We start from the raw sequence: 16,935 nt of genomic DNA, 5'->3' as shown, positions 1-16,935 counted from the left end.
AATCTGCCCAACTGGCTACACTCTGCCGCGCTCGTCGCGGCATTGCTTTCACGGAAGAGAACACGTTGGGATTTTTAAAAAAATCAGCCTCATCACATGCACGCTTAAATGTCCCTGCTTTGGTGCAGGTGGCGGCGCTCGCCATTATTATGATCCGCGGCCTTGACTTGCTGATGATTTTTAACACGCTTGGCGTGCCGGGAATTGCTGAATTTATTCATCGCAGCGTGCAGACATGGAACCTGACCCTGGTCTTTTTGGGGAGTCTGGTACTGGTTTTTGTCGAAATTTACTGTGCGTTTTCGTTAGTTAAAGGACGCAACTGGGCTCGTTGGATCTATCTGCTGACTCAGGTGATTGCGACCGGTTATCTGTGGGCGGCATCGCTGGGATACGGTTATCCTGAACTGTTTAGCATTGCAGGCGAGTCAAAACGCGAGATCCTGCGTACTCTTGTGATGCAAAAACTGCCCGATATGCTGGTTTTACTGCTGCTGTTTATTCCCCCCGCCAGCCGTCGATTCTTCCGCCTGCAATAATGTGTATAATCACCGCCCTGGTAATTTGAAGGTTTTCTTATGCACTGCGCACTCTATGACGCAGGTCGCTGCCGCTCTTGTCAGTGGATAACAGCGCCGATAAGCGATCAACTCGCCGCAAAAACAGCCGATCTGCACACGTTGTTGGCCGAACGCCCGGTCACCGAGTGGTGTGCGCCTGTCTGCGGTCCTGAACAGGGATTTCGCAATAAGGCGAAAATGGTGGTCAGCGGCAGCGTGGAGAAACCGCTGCTGGGTATGCTTCATCGTGACGGCACACCGGAAGATCTCTGCGATTGTCCGCTGTATCCTGCCTCTTTTGCCCCCATTTTTGCGACGCTGAAACCGTTTATCGCGCGTGCCGGGCTGACGCCCTACAATGTGGCGCGCAAGCGTGGCGAACTGAAATACATCCTGCTGACACAAAGCCAGCAAGATGGCGGCATGATGCTGCGTTTTGTATTGCGTTCAGAGGCTAAACTTGAGCAATTGCGTGCGGCGTTGCCGTGGTTACTGGCGCAATTACCCCAACTGAAGGTCATTACCGCGAATATTCAGCCTGTGCATATGGCTATCATGGAAGGGGAGACGGAAATCTTTCTGACTGAGCAGCAAGCGCTGGGCGAACGGTTTAACGGCGTACCGCTGTGGATCCGCCCACAGAGTTTTTTCCAGACTAACCCCGTGGTGGCAAGCCAATTATATGCGACGGCGCGTGACTGGGTGCGACAGCTTCCGGTCAACCATATGTGGGATCTGTTCTGTGGCGTTGGCGGGTTTGGTCTGCATTGCGCGACGCCGGAGATGACGCTGACCGGAATTGAAATCGCGCCGGAGGCAATCGCCTGCGCAAAGCAATCCGCCAGTGAATTAGGGTTACAGAATCTGCATTTTCAGGCGCTGGACTCCACCCAATTCGCGACCGCTCAGGGGGGCGTACCTGAACTGGTGCTGGTTAATCCACCGCGTCGCGGTATTGGGAAGGCGCTGTGTGACTATTTAAGCCAGATGGCGCCGGAATACATTATCTATTCCAGCTGTAATGCGCAGACAATGGCGAAAGATATCAGTGAATTACCGGGGTATCGCATTGAACGCGTCCAGCTTTTCGATATGTTCCCGCATACCGCCCATTATGAAGTGCTGACGTTGCTGGTCAGGCAATCATAAAGCCGCTTATCACTACACCGTTAGTTTAAGACCGAGATATCCGGGGCGACCACCGGGTTTGGCGTCCCTCCGGGAACCAAATCCCGGAGTTTCCCCTCAATCATTGGCTTAAGTGAACAGTGTTAGCGTATCGCGGCTTTATATCGCTGCTCTTACTGCGGGAACCATTGATCGCTGATTTTCTGATACGTGCCGTCGGCTTTAATGGCGGCCAGCGCACCGTTCAGTTTTTCCAGCAGGGCTTTATTATCCGGGCGCACGGCAATGCCAAGACCGGTGCCGAAGTATTGCGGATCGGTCACTTTTTCTGTGGCAGCACCCAATTGTGGGTTGGTTTTCAGCCATTCATTCACCACGGCGGTATCACCGAATACGCCATCGATACGGCCATTCTTCAGATCGATAATCGCATTTTGATAGCTGTCATAAGCCACGGTTTTTACCTCAGGGTGTTTGTCCTGCAGGTACTTCTGGTGGGTGGTACCGTTTTCCATACCGATACGCTTACCTTTCAGGTCGGCGAAGGTTTTGTAGGTCTCTTTTTTCGCAATCACCAGCGCAGAGTTAGCGTAGTAAGGCGTGGTAAATGAAACCTGCTTGCTGCGTTCCGGCGTAATGTCCATACCCGAAATCACCGCGTCATATTTTTTGAATTTTAAGGCGGGGATCAGGCTGTCAAAAGCATGATTGGTAAAAGTACATTCAGCCTGCATTTGCTTGCATAATGCGGTCGCCAGGTCGATATCAAAACCGACAATTTTGTTGTTCGCATCCATTGATTCAAAAGGGGGGTAAGTGGCGGAAACGCCAAAATTGATCTTTTCAGCCGCTGCGGCGCCAGTTGCAAACGTTGCGAGTAATGCAGCCAGAACTAACTTTTTCATTGTGAAACTCCCGTCTGTCAATCTTATGATTTTTACCGTGTCTGCGGTACGAATTCACAATGCCATTTAATGAATTTATATGCAATAAAAACGATTAATTATTTTTGTTTGGATAAAAAAAGACGGACAGTTGTGAGACTTGTCCGTCTTGTTGATTCACCGTTATGCAGTTTGCGGTTTAATTTCTACGCTCAAACGCCAGGGCTTTACGCTCGACCAAACGCATCAGTAGCGTCAGCAGGCCGTTAACGATCAGGTAAATGACGCCTGCCGCGCCGAAGACCATCACATCATAGGTGCGACCGTACAGCAATTGACCATGCCCCATCACTTCCATCAGCGTAATGGTGTACGCCAGCGAGGTACTTTTGAAGACCAGTACCACTTCGTTAGAGTAAGAGGAGAGAGCGCGTTTAAAGGCGTACGGCAACAGAATCGCCAGCGTATCTTTTTTGCTCATCCCCAGCGCGCCGCAGGACTGCCATTGGCCTTCTGGAATGGCGCGGATAGCGCCATAGAACAGCTGCGTGGTATACGCTGCACTGTTCAGAGACAACGCAATTAACGCGCACAGCCACGGCTCCGAGAGCAGATGCCACAGAACCGGATACTCCTGCAAGGACGGGAACTGCCCTGGTCCGTAGTAGATCAGGAAGATCTGCACCAGCAGCGGTGTTCCGGTAAAGAGCGTGATATAGGCGCGAACCACCCAGACCAGCACGGGTGTTTTCAGCGTCAGGATGATGGTGAAAATCAGCGCCAGGATCAGGGCGACCACAATCGACGCCACGGTCAGCGTCAGGCTGGTATGCAGCCCTTTCATTAATTCAGGTAAATACTCAAGCATCAGCCCGGTCTCCGTTCAAAACGTGTCGCGCGCAGGTCAATGCGTTTGAGAATGTACTGACTGACCAGGGTAATGACCAGATAGATAGCCGCCGCCACGATGTACCATGTGAACGGTTCCTGGGTTCGGGTGGCGATACTTTTCGTTTGCAGCATCAGGTCGTTGACGCTGATAAGACTGACTAAAGCGGTATCTTTCAGCAAGACCAACCACTGGTTACCCAGTCCCGGCAGGGCATGGCGCCACATTTGCGGCATCACCAGGCGAAAGAAAATCGCCGCTTTTGACAGACCCAACGCCTGACCCGATTCCCATTGCCCGAGCGGAACGGCTTTCAACGCACCACGCAGAGTCTGCGAGGCATAGGCCGCATACAGCAGCGACAATGCAATCACACCGCAGAGAAACGGACTGACGTCGAAGTTTTCGATCTGCATTTGCAGCGGAATCTGCACGACGCCGAGGTTAATACTGAATCCGTCCGACAGCATTAACAGAAGCTGAGAGGAGCCGAAATAGATAAACAGCACGACCAGAATTTCTGGCAGTCCGCGCAAAATCGTGACCAGCGCCGAACCTGCCCATGCAACCGGACGCCATTTTGCTGACTCCCAGACTGCAAAGAACATGGCGAGCGCCAGGCCAATGATCAGTGCACAAACGGCAAGGCCGACGGTCATCCCGGCGGCGCTTGCTAAAGGAAAAAATTCATTCATCAAGGATTACTTCTGGAACCATTTGTTATAGATGGTTTCGTACGTTCCATCTTTCTTCACTTTTTCCAGCGCAGTGTTGAACTTCTGCTGCAGCTCGCTATTGCCCTGACGGACCGCAATGCCCAGACCTGTGCCGAAGTAGTCTTTATCGGTGACTTTGTCGCCCACCGCTGCCAGCTTCGGATTGTCTTTCAGCCATTCGGTCACCACGGCGGTGTCGCCGAAGACGCCATCAATACGGCCGTTTTGCAGGTCCAGTTTGGCATTCTGGTAGCTGTCGTACGGAACAGTAGTGATTTCCGGATGCTTATCCATGATGAACTTCTGGTGAGTGGTGCCGTTTTGTACACCGACTTTTTTGCCTTTCAACTGGTCAACACCGGTGAATTTGCCTTGCTGACCAATGAACAACGCGGAGTTGTCGTAGTACGGGGTGGTGAACAGCACCTGTTTTTCACGCTCCGGGGTGATATCCATCCCCGCCATGACCGCGTCGAAACGACGGAATTTGAGGCTTGGGATCAGGCTGTCAAACGCCTGGTTAGTGAATGTACAGGTTGCATCGATCTCTTTACACAGCGCATTCGCCAGATCAACGTCAAAGCCGACGATCTTGTTATTAGCGTCCATGGATTCAAACGGAGGATACGACGCTTCAGTCGCAAAACGAATGGTCTGGGCTGCTGTAGCAGAAAGGCTAAAACTGGCAATTAGCGCGGCAATCAGAACTTTTTTCATTGTCATTGTCCCGAAACTTAGTGAGAGAGATAGTTTTTAAAAGCATCGGTCTGCGGATCCGCAAAGCAGCTCGCATCCCCCTGCTCGACGATGTGACCGTTTTCCATATACACCACGCGGCTGGCGGTTTTACGCGCCACTTCCACTTCGTGAGTGACGATCACCTGGGTAATGTTGGTTTCTGCCAGTTCACGAATGATACTGACGATTTGGGCAGTGATTTCCGGGTCCAGCGCGGCTGTCGGTTCATCAAACAACAGGACCTGAGGTTCCATCATCAGCGCGCGCGCAATGGCCACACGCTGTTGTTGACCACCGGAAAGGTGCAACGGGTAACGATCGCTGTACGGCTTCAGACGCAGACGTTCCAGCAGTTTTTCCGCGCGCGCCAGCGCCTGGTCTTTACTCAGACCCAGCACGCGGCAGGGCGCTTCAATCAGGTTTTGTTGTACCGTGAGATGGGGCCACAGGTTGTATTGCTGAAAGACCATGCCCACATTCTGGCGCAGCTCACGAATCGCCTTATCGGAAGGCGATTTTGTGAAGTCGAAATGGTTACCTGCGATAGTGAGCGTGCCGGAACGCGGCATCTCAAGCAGATTGAGTACACGCAGCAGCGAGCTTTTACCCGCCCCGCTTGGGCCAAGTAACACCAGTGTTTCGCCCTGAGGGCAATCCAGCGTGATATCGAACAGCGCCTGATGCGCGCCGTAGAAGCAGTTAATGCCGTTTAATTGAATACTCATTGACACTCGTATACTGGCAGTCTGATAGCTATTGAAGCCGCAGATACTACCTTTGACAGAATAGTTATGCAATATTTATGCGTTAAAAGTTAAATGCAAACCGCATTCTTCACTAAACATAGCACAAAATAGCGGAGTGGGTGGGCGACAAGAATAATTGTCGGCATTCTATGCAGAATGCCAGACAATTAATGGGGGTTATGATTTAACCCTCCGGGAGGATAAACAGAGAGCCCTCTGGCTATCATGTTGCCTTGCAGCGCGATGGCGCTACAGTTTACAACGCCTTATCCGGCAAACCGGGCGTTAACGGTTCTCAATCGACTGGCGTAACGTACCGGCTGGCGCATCAACGCTACCGCCCAAATAGCGGACATCGTCAATCACCCAGCACTGACCTTCATGAATCATCAACACTTCATCACGCCAGCTTTGCGTTCCCTGTTTTAGCTCCACGCGTAGCGGAATATTGCGTGCATCACTATTCGGAATGGTCGATGCGCTGGCAACGCTGGCGCTATCCGGCAGCGCAGCGCGGCTTGAGAACGGATCGCTACCCATCAGCTGACTATGGTTCTGATCACGGCTGGCATCGGTCAGTAATTTCGCCAGATTATCACTCAGGTAAGGGCGAAGGGCGGTAATGTCATTGCTACGGTGCTGGATGCGGTAATCATAAAACTGTTGAGCCACGCTGTCCGGGCCGCCTTCTACGCAGGAGCCGCTACGCGAACCATTGTCCTTGTATGCGGGGGTTACGGTCGTTGTACAGGCGCTGAGAAGCAGCGCGCAGGGAACAAGCAGGGAGAGTTTGCGGTAGCGCATAGTGATTTCCTTATTAAGCTTTCTGCATAAAAGCGATCTACGATATTCAATAATATCTTTTCAATGATAGCGTATCGGTCCGATAATGCTTTTGAGATCGAGTGCTTAGGTAAACAAGGAGACCAACATGCAGTTTTCGACAACCCCAACGCTGGAAGGCCAGAACATCGTGGAATACTGCGGTGTGGTGACCGGTGAGGCAATTCTCGGTGCTAACATTTTCCGCGATTTCTTTGCTGGTATTCGCGATATTGTCGGCGGTCGTTCCGGTGCCTATGAAAAAGAGTTACGTAAAGCCCGCGAAATCGCCTTTCAGGAACTGGGCGAACAGGCGAAAGCGCTGGGCGCAGACGCGGTGGTGGGCATCGATATCGATTACGAAACTGTCGGCAAAGACAGCAGTATGCTGATGGTGAGCGTCAGCGGTACGGCGGTGAAAACGCGCCGATGAAACGTGGGTTGTGGCTCATCGCGCTCACGCTGCTCTTAGCGGGATGCGCGGGTGAGAAAGGCATTGTCGATAAAGCCGGGTATCAACTGGATACCCGTCGACAGGCGCAGGCGGCGTATCCGCGTATTAAAGTGCTGGTCATCCATTACACCGCAGATGATTTTGATTCTTCCCTGGCGACGCTGACGGATAAAAACGTCAGCTCGCACTACCTAATTCCTGCCGTCCCTCCGCTTTATGGCGGCAAGCCGCGGATCTGGCAGCTGGTGCCTGAGCACGATCTGGCCTGGCATGCGGGGATCAGTTACTGGCGAGGCGCAACGCGTATCAACGACACCTCAATCGGCATTGAACTTGAGAATCGCGGATGGCAACAGTCTGCGGGGACAAAGTATTTCGCCCCCTTTGAGCCCGCGCAGATCCAGGCGTTGATCCCGCTCGCGAAAGAGATTGTCGCCCGCTATGACATCAAACCGCAGAATGTGGTGGCGCATGCGGATGTCGCCCCGCAGCGCAAAGACGATCCGGGGCCGCTCTTTCCGTGGCGTGAGCTGGCGGCCCAGGGCATTGGCGCGTGGCCCGATGCCGCACGGGTGACGTTTTATCTGGCGGGTCGAGCGCCGCACATGCCTGTGGATACCGCCGTACTGCTGGATTTACTGGCGCGCTACGGCTATGAGGTGAAACCCACGATGACGCCGCGCGAACAGCAACGGGTGATTACCGCGTTCCAGATGCACTTCCGCCCGGCGTTATGGAACGGCGTGGCGGATGCAGAAACGCAGGCGATTGCTGAAGCGCTGCTGGAGAAGTATGGGCAAGATTAACGCGGTAACTTACCGTGGTCGCGAAGCCAGGCGGCGGTGCGTTCAATCCCTTCATCCAGAGTAACGACGGGCTGATAACCCAGTTCTTCCTGCGCGCGGGAGGTATCCAGCGTAAAGTCGAAGTTCAGCTTCGACACGCCGTAGTGCGTTAATTTGGGCTCTTTTGCTGATTTATTGCCGAAGCGTTCCATGCTGCGCGCGATCATATCCAGCATCGGGTAGGGCACGGAGCGAATACGGCAATCAATATTTAACTCATCAATGAGCTTCTGCACGATGCTGCGTAATGTACGGTGTTCACCGTTGGTGATGTTATAGATGCGACCCGACGGCAATGAATCACAGGCTTCCTGACTGGCCAGCCACATGGCATGGATGGCGTTTTCGTAATAGGTCATGTCTACCAGCGCGCTGCCCCCGTGCGGCAACAAGATGCTGCCGTAGTGGTACATCATGTGCGCCAGGCGCGGGATAAACACCTTATCGTGAGGGCCGAACAGACTTTGCGGACGCAGCACGGTAAATCGCGTTTGCGGGTTGGCTTGCGCTAACAGGCTGACAACGTCTTCGCCAGCGGCTTTACTGCGTGCGAATTCGTTTGCGAATCGGTGAGGTCGGAAGTCCTCTTTGATGTCGCGATGGTGGTGATAATCGAAATACAGTGAGGGGGAAGAGATATGAATAAAGTTGCGCACGCCCCAGGCAACAGCCCATTCACCCAGACGACGGGTCGCACGAACATTGGCCAGATCGAAGGCTTCCTGTGTTCCCCACGGTGAGGTAAAACTGGAGCAATGCCATAGCGTGTCGATACCTGCGAGCATCACCTTGGCCTGCGAAGAGACCAGTTCGGTTAAATCCGCATGCACGAATTCCGCTCCCATCTTTTCCAGCAGCTTACCCATCGCTTCATTGCGACCGGTGGCTCTGACGCTGATGCCTTTGTTGCGCAAAAACTCAACCGCGTTTCGACCTAAGCCGCTGGTGGCGCCGGTAACCAGTACCTTCATATCAATCCACTGTGTTTAATAAAACGTCGTGCGCATTCTTCCGTGAATTACGTCTGTATGCAATGGGAAACATGAAACAATACAGTATGTTTTTATTATTAATCTGTGATTTGTTCTGCAAGTCTGGCAATACGTTTTGCCATGCCGCGAAAAATAAACAGATGTGCGGGGATCATCAGCAGCCAGTAGATAAGTCCGGGCATCCCATGCGGGTGCCACCAGGCACGCACATCTATCTGTCGGTGATCGCCTTTGTCTTCGAGCGTAAAGCTCAGACGACCCAGACCTGGGGCTTTCATGCCGAACAGTAACGTGAGCTGTTTTTCTGGCTCGACGATGATCACTTTCCAGCTGTCTACCGTATCGCCCACCTGCAAAAGTTCGCGTGCGGGTCGGCCTTTTGCCAGTTTATGACCGATCAACCTGTCCATCAGTGCCCGGGTCTGCCACAAAATATTGCCGAAGAAGTAACGTTCTTTCCCGCCGAGACGGTTCACCACCTGCCATAACGCTTTCAGACTGGCGGGAGTCTTCACAGTAAAGCCAGCTTGTTTGGCAAAATAACCGTATTCCGGACGCCAGCGGGCAAACGCCAGGGCGTCATATCCCCAGTCGCTGGAGTTCACCAGCTTTTCCTCTTCCTTCAGCGTACTGCGAACGGCATCGTCAAAGGTGATGAGCGTTTGCGGTATCAGCGCGCGCAGTGCGGTGTCATCGGCCAGCAGATCGTGTTTCAGCCCCTGTATCAAGGCTTTTGCTGTGGTGGGAGGCACCGAGGTAATAACATTTAAGAACCAGATTGATATCCAGCGGGTCGGAAAAGGGATGGGAATCAGCAGTCGGTGTTTGCCGCTGACGGCCATAAAGTGCTCAAACTGTTCCTGATAGCTCAGTACCTGCGGTCCGGCCGCTTCGAGAATACGATGTTCGCTGGCAGGATGATCCAGCAGCGCCACCAGATAGTGGAGCAAGTTTTCCAGCGCAATGGGCGTGGTGCGTGATCGTACCCAGCGCGGCGGCGTCAGCACTGGCAGGTTATAGACCATGTCGCGCATGACTTCGAAGGCGGCGGAACCGGCCCCGACAATGATTCCGGCGCGTAATTCAGTGACCGGTACGCCGGAATCACGCAGGGTTTCCGCCGTGAGCTGCCGCGCGCGCAAATGTTCAGACTGTTCATGCACGGGAGCCTGCAGCGAACTGAGAAAAATCAGCTGTTTTACTGGAGTATTTCGCAGCGCATCGCGGACGTTCAGCGCCACCTGACGTTCATGGGCGATAAAGTCACCTTTTTCGCCCATGCCGTGAACCAGATAGTAAACCGTATCGATTCCGGCCAGTAGAGGCGCGAGATTATCCGGCCAGTTCAGATCAACCTTATGGCAACTGACATTCGCCAGGTGCTGCTTTTCCAGCCGTTCAATACGACGTGCCGCCGCCAGCACCTGATGCCCCTGTTGGCTGAGTTCCTGCACCAGATGTTGACCAATATAACCACTGGCGCCAAGCACCAAAATTCGTTGCGGCACGTCTGTCTCCTTAGCGATGTAAAAAAGCGCGCCAGTGGGCGACAACATCAGCAAGCTGCTCACGCGATACGTCCAGATGCGTGACCAGACGCACAATCGGCGAGGCGTTAATGAGCACGTCTCGTGCGCGCATATAGTCGCCTAATGCGGCGGCATTCTCTTCGCCAACGCGGACAAACAGCATGTTGGTGTCGTGGCGCATCACATCCGCCCCGGCTTCGCGCAGTTGCTCTGCCATCCAGGCGGCATTGTCGTGATCGTCCTGTAAACGAGCGACGTTATTTTTCAACGCATACAGCCCGGCGGCTGCCAGAATTCCGGCCTGACGCATACCGCCGCCGGTCATCTTACGCCAGCGGGTTGCGCGTTTAATATAGTCATGGCTGCCGACCAATAAAGAACCTACCGGCGTCCCCAGACCTTTTGACAGACAGATGGTGAATGAATCGCAATACTGCGTGATCTCTTTGAGCTCGCAACCATAAGCGACCACCGCGTTGAAAATACGCGCGCCGTCAACGTGCAGCGCCAGACCGCGCTCACGGGTGAACGTCCACGCCTCTTTAAGATATTCGCGCGGCAGTACTTTCCCGTTGTGGGTGTTTTCAAGGCTGAGCAGGCGGGTACGGGCAAAATGGATATCGTCCGCTTTGATCTTTGCCGCCACTTTATCCAGCGGTAGCGTGCCGTCGGCGGCGGCATCGATAGGTTGAGGCTGAATGCTGCCCAGCACGGCAGCGCCACCGGCCTCATACAGATAATTATGCGCTCCCTGACCAGCGATATACTCTTCGCCGCGCTCGCAGTGGCTCAGTAGCGCCACCAGATTTGCCTGGGTGCCGGTAGGTAAAAAGAGCGCCGCTTCTTTGCCGGAAAGCTCAGCGGCGTACTTTTGCAACGCATTAACGGTGGGGTCATCTCCATACACATCGTCCCCGACCGGGGCGGTCATCATCGCTTCAAGCATCGCGCGACTCGGACGGGTAACGGTATCACTGCGTAAATCGATCATGGCACATTCCTGGTGTTTAAATGGCGATGTGCATTGTTTTACCTGAGCCAGTTGGTTTTTGCCAGTTCGATCACCTCGTCGCCGCGTCCGCTGATGATTGCGCGCAGCATGTACAGACTAAAACCTTTGGCCTGCTCCAGTTTAATTTGCGGTGGAATGGCCAGTTCTTCTTTCGCGACAACCACGTCGACCAGCACCGGACCGTCGATGGACATCGCCTTTTGCAGGGCTTCATCGACGTCAGCGGCTTTTTCCACACGAATACCGGGAATGCCGCAGGCTTCGGCGATGCGGGCGAAGTTGGTGTCATGCAGTTCGGTGCCGTCAGTGAGATAGCCACCGGCTTTCATTTCCATCGCCACAAATCCCAGCACGCTGTTATTGAAGACGACAATTTTTACCGGCAGTTTCATCTGCACGACTGAGAGAAAATCCCCCATTAGCATACTGAAGCCGCCGTCGCCGCACATCGCCACCACCTGACGCCCCGGCGCGGTTGCCTGTGCGCCCAGCGCCTGCGGCATCGCATTGGCCATTGAACCGTGATTAAACGATCCGAGCAGGCGGCGTTTGCCGTTCATTTTCAGGTAGCGTGCTGCCCAGACGGTTGGCGTGCCGACATCGCAGGTGAAGATGGCGTCATCGGCGGCGAAATGGCTGATTTGCTGCGCCAGATACTGCGGGTGAATGGCTTTGTCACTCGGTTTTGCCAGGTCGTCCAGCCCTTTACGCGCGTTGCGATAATGCTCCAGTGCTTTATCGAGGAAGGCGCGATCGGTTTTTTCTTCCACCAGCGGCAGCAGCGCGCGAAGCGTCGATTTGATATCGCCAACCAGCGCCATATCGACCTTGCTGTGGGCACCGATGCTGGCGGGGTTGATATCTACCTGAATAATTTTGGCGTCAGCGGGATAGAAGGCGCGATAGGGGAATTGGGTACCGAGCAGAACCAGCGTGTCGGCATTCATCATGGTATGAAATCCAGAAGAAAAACCGATAAGCCCCGTCATGCCTACATCGTAGGGGTTGTCGTATTCGACATGTTCTTTCCCGCGCAGGGCGTGAACAATCGGGGCTTTGATTTTGGCGGCAAACTCGACCAGTTCTTGATGGGCGCCCGCGCAACCGCTGCCGCACATCAGCGCAATATTGCTGGAATAACGTAACAACTGCGCCAGTTTTTTGAGCTCTTCGGCGGTGGGCGTGACAACAGGTTGCGGTACGTGGTACCAGTGCGTACTGGCGCCTTCTGGTGCTGGTTTCAGGGCGACGTCGCCCGGCAGCACGATAACCGAAACGCCGCGATTCAGCACCGCCTTACGCATTGCAATCGCCAGAACTTGCGGGATCTGTTCTGGACTGGAAACCAGCTCGCAATAGTGGCTACATTCACGGAACAACTCTTGCGGGTGGGTCTCCTGGAAATAACCGCTTCCTATTTCGCTGGAGGGGATATGGGCAGCAATGGCCAGCACGGGAACGTGATTGCGATGACAATCGAACAGACCGTTAATCAGATGCAGGTTGCCTGGCCCACAGGAGCCCGCACACACCGCCAGTTCGCCCGTCAGTTGCGCCTCTGCACCGGCGGCAAAGGCCGCCACTTCCTCATGGCGGGTCGACATCCATTCGATTGTTCCCATACGATTAAGGCTGTCACTCAGACCGTTCAGTGAATCGCCCGTCACACCCCAGATACGTTTCACGCCAGCCTGTTCAAGGGTTTTGGCAATAAAAGCCGCAACGGTTTGTTTCATGGTTTTCCATCTCCTGTAAATGTGATACCGGTTACAAGTCTAGTCGAAGATGGCGGTTGTGCTTTTTATTTTCCCTTTATTTTGTATGGGTTTAACACCTTGTACCGCTGTGCAATACATAAAAAAACGGCCACCGTTTCCGATGACCGTTTCCGTTGTGAGCGGGATAAGGCAAGTCTTACGCGAGGACTAAATCACCTTGTGGATGGCAGGAACACGCCAGTACATACCCTTCGGCGATCTCTGCATCGGTCAGCGTCATGGTGCTGGTGACAGTGTAGTTACCGTCCACCACTTTGGTTTTGCAGCAACCGCATACACCGGCACGGCAGGCGACGGTGAGTGGTATGTTATTGCTTTCCATTGCTTCCAGCAGCGTGGTGCCGACCGGCGCATAAAACGCTTTCGCGGGTTGTAGCTTTGTGAACTTCAGACCCTCGGTTGCGGCTTCAGCGACAGGCGTGAAGAACTTCTCTTTAAAGAAGCGGGTGACGCCGAGCGCTTTCACTTCCTGCTCAACCAGATCCATATACGGCGCCGGACCACAGGTCATGACGGTACGAGACGTCAGATCAGGGACGCGTTGCAGCAGTTCAGTGGTCAGGCGGCCTGAGACAAAACCGTCGGTGGCATCGTTTTCAGCGACCAGCGTCACCGGATACTGACGCCACTCCTGCGCAAAAATGACATCCTGCGGCGAGCGCACGTTATAGATGACCTGCACATCGGCCTGCGGGCGATACTTTGCCAACCAACGGCGCATCGACATGACAGGCGTCACACCGCATCCCGCCGCCAGCATCAGGAATTTCTCTTCGGCTTTATCTTCGCAGGTAAAGTCGCCCATCGCATCGGATAGCCACAGATAGTCGCCGCGTTTGACATCACGGGTTAACCACTGTGAGCCCGCGCCGTCATCAATACGGCGAACGGTCAGCGTAATGTACTCACTGACGCCCGGTGTGGAAGAGAGGGTGTATGCACGCAGTGTCTCTGCCGAGTTGCGTACGCTGACCAGCGCATACTGTCCGGCGCGGTACGGATAATAGTCGTGGCACAGCAACGAAATCGTCCATACATCCGGGGTTTCCTGATGAATGTGATGAACCTGCATCCGCCATGGGCACTGATGGGTTGGCATTGTCATGATGTAACTCCTTACGCGCTCAGCAGTTGCTTCATATCTTCTTCAACGGTGGTGACGGAACGCAGACCAAATTTCTCATTGAGTACGGCCAGCAGATCCGGGGTGAAGAAGCCTGGCGCTGTAGGGCCGGTGACGATGTTTTTCACACCCAATGACAGCAGAGTCAGCAGGATCACAATTGCTTTTTGTTCGAACCAGGACAGGACCAGAGACAGCGGCAGATCGTTCACGCCACAGCCCAGTTTTTCCGCCAGCGTGACCGCCAGAATAATGGCTGAGTAAGCGTCATTACACTGACCGGCATCCACCAGACGCGGCAGACCTTCGATATCGCCGAAGTCCAGTTTGTTGAAGCGGTATTTGCCACAGGCCAGGGTCAGGATCAGACAGTCGTCCGGTACGCTGGTGGCGAAATCGGTGAAGTAGTTACGTTCACCGCGCGCGCCGTCGCAGCCGCCGACCAGGAAGATGTGACGCAGTTTTTCACGGCTCACCAGATCGATAAGCGTATCCGCAGCGCCCAGCAGGGTCTGACGACCGAAACCAACGGTGATCAGGTGTGGGATCTCACTGTACGGGAAGCCTGCCATCTGTTGCGCCTGCGCGATGATCGGAGCGAAATTGTCGCCTTCAAGGTGGCTAACGCCCGGCCAACCGACGATGCTGCGGGTCCAGATACGGTCGTCATACGCGCCCACAGTCGGGTCGATGATGCAGTTAGATGTCATCACGATAGGGCCTGGGAAGCGGGCGAATTCAACCTGCTGGTTCTGCCAGCCGCTACCGTAGTTACCGATCAGGTGTTTGAATTTACGCAGTTCCGGATAACCGTGCGCAGGTAGCATTTCGCCGTGGGTATAGACGTTAACGCCGGTGCCTTCAGTTTGCTCAAGCAGGTTGTAGAGATCTTTCAGGTCGTGACCGGAGATCAGAATACATTTACCTTCGGTGGCTTTAACGTTGACCTGAGTCGGGGTTGGGTGACCGTATTTGGTGGTTTCACCGGTATCCAGAATGCTCATCACTTTGAAGTTCATCTGGCCAATTTCCATCGAACACTCCAGCAGAGCGTTCATATCGGCAGGCCAGGTGCCCAGCCACGCCATGATTTTGTGGTACTGCGCATAGATTTCGTTATCGTACTGACCGAGAACGTGCGCGTGCTCCATGTAAGCAGCGGCACCTTTCAGGCCGTACAGGCAAAGCAGACGCAGGCCGAGAATGTTCTCGCCAATGGCGGCTTTGTCTTTATTCGGGGTAAATTCAGCGGCCTGACGTTGCAGTGCGCCCAGATCGTCGCTCGCCAGTTGCAGATCAGCCATCGAATTGCTGACGGAGGCGTTGGCATCGATGTTCAGACACTGCGCTTTCAGCGCTTCACGCATCGCGATGGCTTCGCGGGCGTAGCCGACAATGCGGGGGGAATCGAAGTTAACGTTGGTCAGCGTGGAGAAAAACGCACGCGGTGCAAAGTTATCAATCTCGTGGTCAATGATGCCGTATTCACGGGCTTTAACGGCCCATGCAGACAGACCTTGTAGGGAGGCAATCAGCAGATCCTGCAGATCGGAGGTTTCAGCCGTTTTACCGCACATACCCTGCGCGTAAGAGCAGCCGTTTCCTGCCGGAGTACGGATGGTTTGTTCACATTGCACACAAAACATGGTCACACCTTTTAAAGTTATATTTAATATACACCTTTAAGATTATGCTTGTGCGCGAGGGGATAAAAGGGATTTCTGATACAACTTGCAGGGAGATTGATTTAGCGCAATTTTGGCGGCAGGAGTCTGCCGCCGGGCAACAATCAGGCGGAGAAAAACGCCATCAGTATGGGAACCAGCAAACTCAGAATAAAGCCGTGCACAATCGCGGCTGGGACCATCTCCAGACCGCCTGTACGCTGTAAAACGGGCAGGGTAAAGTCCATCGACGTGGCGCCGCACAAGCCTAAGGCGGTAGAACGGCTACGACGAACTAAACCAGGGATCAACATAATGGCGATAAGCTCTCGCGCCAGATCGTTAAAGAAGGCGGAACTGCCAATAACCGGGCCGAAGGATTCGGTGAGCAGGATACCGGAAAGGGAATACCAGCCGAAACCCGACGCCATGGCCAGCGCGGTGTTGAGAGGCAGGTCGAGAATAAATGCATTGATCAGGCCACCCACCAGGGAACTGGCGACCACCACCACCGCGACAATCATTCCCCGACGATTGAGCACAATTTGTTTCAGGGTCATGCCGCTGTTGCGTAATTGAATCCCCACCAGGAACAATAAAAAGATCAGCGTATATTCGCTGGCTTCGGTCGCGTGTTGCAAAAAGGCCAGCCCGCTGAGCCCAAGCGCAAAGCCAAGCACCACCACGCCGCATAATTTAAGTGACTCCAGCGCCATGGCAATACGCGACGGTAGTTTTTCCTGCTGGTGGTTGTGCCGCCACGGTAAAGAGCGTTCCAGCCACAGTAAGGCGGCAATATTACACAGCAAAATAACGGTAATACTGACGGCAGAGTAATAAAAAATAGAGAGCAGATTACTGGCGAGATTATCCAAAAACGCCAGACTAATACCCATAAAGAAAAGGATGAGATAAACCATCCAGCTCAACAAGCGATTGATCAGGATTAATGCGGGTTTATGCCGAAGGGGAACGAAGTAGCCCATCATCAGCGGCAGCAGAATAATTAAGAGTCCTGAAAACATGAACAGCGGGGTCCTTTAATGAGTATCTGT

Annotated in this window: 17 protein-coding genes; 4 read left to right on the top strand and 13 right to left on the bottom strand. The window is 53.8% G+C overall.

The features are described from left to right. Positions 1-65 precede the first annotated feature (65 nt). Complete coding sequence (locus tag NNO04_RS12845) at positions 66-539, top strand: YbjO family protein (RefSeq protein WP_271444982.1); 474 nt, start codon at positions 66-68, stop codon at positions 537-539. A 39-nt stretch (positions 540-578) separates the two neighbouring features. Then, positions 579-1,709 (top strand): 23S rRNA (uracil(747)-C(5))-methyltransferase RlmC, encoded by a 1,131-nt coding sequence (rlmC, locus tag NNO04_RS12840; RefSeq protein WP_271444981.1) that lies wholly within the window; start codon positions 579-581, stop codon positions 1,707-1,709. 152 nt (positions 1,710-1,861) lie between these two features. Here the strand turns inward: rlmC and artJ are convergent, their stop codons facing one another. The 6 genes from artJ to NNO04_RS12810 all read right to left on the bottom strand — a co-directional run bounded on the left by artJ (position 1,862) and on the right by NNO04_RS12810 (position 6,465). After that, on the bottom strand, positions 1,862-2,593 hold the full coding sequence (artJ, locus tag NNO04_RS12835; RefSeq protein ID WP_271444980.1) for an arginine ABC transporter substrate-binding protein ArtJ: 732 nt from the start codon (positions 2,591-2,593) through the stop codon (positions 1,862-1,864). A gap of 178 nt (positions 2,594-2,771) precedes the next feature. Further along, positions 2,772-3,440, bottom strand: a complete 669-nt coding sequence (gene artM, locus NNO04_RS12830; RefSeq protein WP_271444979.1) for an arginine ABC transporter permease ArtM — start codon at positions 3,438-3,440, stop codon at positions 2,772-2,774. Then, positions 3,440-4,156, bottom strand: coding sequence for an arginine ABC transporter permease ArtQ (artQ, locus tag NNO04_RS12825; RefSeq protein WP_271444978.1), 717 nt, complete (start codon positions 4,154-4,156; stop codon positions 3,440-3,442). The genes artM and artQ overlap by 1 nt, the downstream gene beginning before the upstream one ends. A gap of 6 nt (positions 4,157-4,162) precedes the next feature. Then, the gene (gene artI / locus NNO04_RS12820) at positions 4,163-4,894 is read right to left on the bottom strand and encodes an arginine ABC transporter substrate-binding protein ArtI (RefSeq protein ID WP_271444977.1); all 732 of its coding nucleotides are present in this window, start codon (positions 4,892-4,894) and stop codon (positions 4,163-4,165) included. Positions 4,895-4,911: 17 nt separating this feature from the next. Next, complete coding sequence (gene artP, locus NNO04_RS12815) at positions 4,912-5,640, bottom strand: arginine ABC transporter ATP-binding protein ArtP (protein WP_271444976.1); 729 nt, start codon at positions 5,638-5,640, stop codon at positions 4,912-4,914. A 306-nt stretch (positions 5,641-5,946) separates the two neighbouring features. Further along, complete coding sequence (locus tag NNO04_RS12810; protein WP_271444975.1) at positions 5,947-6,465, bottom strand: lipoprotein; 519 nt, start codon at positions 6,463-6,465, stop codon at positions 5,947-5,949. 127 nt (positions 6,466-6,592) lie between these two features. Here NNO04_RS12810 and NNO04_RS12805 point away from each other — a divergent pair, with 127 nt between their 5' ends. Beyond that, positions 6,593-6,916 (top strand): heavy metal-binding domain-containing protein, encoded by a 324-nt coding sequence (locus NNO04_RS12805; protein WP_135321344.1) that lies wholly within the window; start codon positions 6,593-6,595, stop codon positions 6,914-6,916. Further along, entirely contained in the window at positions 6,913-7,743 is an 831-nt protein-coding gene (locus NNO04_RS12800; protein WP_271444974.1) for an N-acetylmuramoyl-L-alanine amidase, read from the top strand. The genes NNO04_RS12805 and NNO04_RS12800 overlap by 4 nt, the downstream gene beginning before the upstream one ends. Here NNO04_RS12800 and NNO04_RS12795 read toward each other — a convergent pair. The 7 genes from NNO04_RS12795 to NNO04_RS12765 all read right to left on the bottom strand — a co-directional run bounded on the left by NNO04_RS12795 (position 7,740) and on the right by NNO04_RS12765 (position 16,905). Then, on the bottom strand, positions 7,740-8,753 hold the full coding sequence (locus NNO04_RS12795) for an NAD-dependent epimerase/dehydratase family protein (RefSeq protein ID WP_271444973.1): 1,014 nt from the start codon (positions 8,751-8,753) through the stop codon (positions 7,740-7,742). The two genes, NNO04_RS12800 and NNO04_RS12795, sit on opposite strands and share 4 nt — an antisense overlap. Positions 8,754-8,851: 98 nt before the next feature. Beyond that, positions 8,852-10,282 (bottom strand): SDR family oxidoreductase, encoded by a 1,431-nt coding sequence (locus tag NNO04_RS12790; protein ID WP_271444972.1) that lies wholly within the window; start codon positions 10,280-10,282, stop codon positions 8,852-8,854. Positions 10,283-10,292: 10 nt separating this feature from the next. Beyond that, on the bottom strand, positions 10,293-11,294 hold the full coding sequence (gene ltaE, locus NNO04_RS12785; protein ID WP_271444971.1) for a low-specificity L-threonine aldolase: 1,002 nt from the start codon (positions 11,292-11,294) through the stop codon (positions 10,293-10,295). Positions 11,295-11,332: 38 nt separating this feature from the next. Then, positions 11,333-13,051: a ubiquinone-dependent pyruvate dehydrogenase gene (gene poxB / locus NNO04_RS12780; protein WP_271444970.1), complete on the bottom strand. Its 1,719-nt coding sequence runs from the start codon at positions 13,049-13,051 to the stop codon at positions 11,333-11,335. A 178-nt stretch (positions 13,052-13,229) separates the two neighbouring features. After that, the gene (hcr, locus tag NNO04_RS12775) at positions 13,230-14,198 is read right to left on the bottom strand and encodes an NADH oxidoreductase (RefSeq protein WP_271444969.1); all 969 of its coding nucleotides are present in this window, start codon (positions 14,196-14,198) and stop codon (positions 13,230-13,232) included. Positions 14,199-14,209: 11 nt separating this feature from the next. Then, positions 14,210-15,862: a hydroxylamine reductase gene (gene hcp, locus NNO04_RS12770; RefSeq protein ID WP_271444968.1), complete on the bottom strand. Its 1,653-nt coding sequence runs from the start codon at positions 15,860-15,862 to the stop codon at positions 14,210-14,212. Between the two features lie 143 nt (positions 15,863-16,005). Continuing rightward, positions 16,006-16,905, bottom strand: coding sequence for a lysine exporter LysO family protein (locus tag NNO04_RS12765; protein WP_271444967.1), 900 nt, complete (start codon positions 16,903-16,905; stop codon positions 16,006-16,008). Positions 16,906-16,935: the final 30 nt, after the last annotated feature.

It is taken from the genome of Citrobacter sp. Awk 4 (genome assembly GCF_028069725.1).
Lineage (GTDB): Bacteria > Pseudomonadota > Gammaproteobacteria > Enterobacterales > Enterobacteriaceae > Citrobacter_D.
This window is presented reverse-complemented; position numbering and strand designations above follow the sequence as displayed.

Coding starts and splice junctions, on each gene's coding strand:
- rlmC (WP_271444981.1), top strand. CDS start 579: ATGCACTGCGCACTCTATGACGCAGGTCGCTGCCGCTCTTGTCAGTGG.
- artJ (WP_271444980.1), bottom strand. CDS start 2,593: ATGAAAAAGTTAGTTCTGGCTGCATTACTCGCAACGTTTGCAACTGGC.
- artM (WP_271444979.1), bottom strand. CDS start 3,440: ATGCTTGAGTATTTACCTGAATTAATGAAAGGGCTGCATACCAGCCTG.
- artQ (WP_271444978.1), bottom strand. CDS start 4,156: ATGAATGAATTTTTTCCTTTAGCAAGCGCCGCCGGGATGACCGTCGGC.
- artI (WP_271444977.1), bottom strand. CDS start 4,894: ATGAAAAAAGTTCTGATTGCCGCGCTAATTGCCAGTTTTAGCCTTTCT.
- artP (WP_271444976.1), bottom strand. CDS start 5,640: ATGAGTATTCAATTAAACGGCATTAACTGCTTCTACGGCGCGCATCAG.
- NNO04_RS12810 (WP_271444975.1), bottom strand. CDS start 6,465: ATGCGCTACCGCAAACTCTCCCTGCTTGTTCCCTGCGCGCTGCTTCTC.
- NNO04_RS12805 (WP_135321344.1), top strand. CDS start 6,593: ATGCAGTTTTCGACAACCCCAACGCTGGAAGGCCAGAACATCGTGGAA.
- NNO04_RS12800 (WP_271444974.1), top strand. CDS start 6,913: ATGAAACGTGGGTTGTGGCTCATCGCGCTCACGCTGCTCTTAGCGGGA.
- NNO04_RS12795 (WP_271444973.1), bottom strand. CDS start 8,753: ATGAAGGTACTGGTTACCGGCGCCACCAGCGGCTTAGGTCGAAACGCG.
- ltaE (WP_271444971.1), bottom strand. CDS start 11,294: ATGATCGATTTACGCAGTGATACCGTTACCCGTCCGAGTCGCGCGATG.
- poxB (WP_271444970.1), bottom strand. CDS start 13,051: ATGAAACAAACCGTTGCGGCTTTTATTGCCAAAACCCTTGAACAGGCT.
- hcr (WP_271444969.1), bottom strand. CDS start 14,198: ATGACAATGCCAACCCATCAGTGCCCATGGCGGATGCAGGTTCATCAC.
- hcp (WP_271444968.1), bottom strand. CDS start 15,862: ATGTTTTGTGTGCAATGTGAACAAACCATCCGTACTCCGGCAGGAAAC.
- NNO04_RS12765 (WP_271444967.1), bottom strand. CDS start 16,905: ATGTTTTCAGGACTCTTAATTATTCTGCTGCCGCTGATGATGGGCTAC.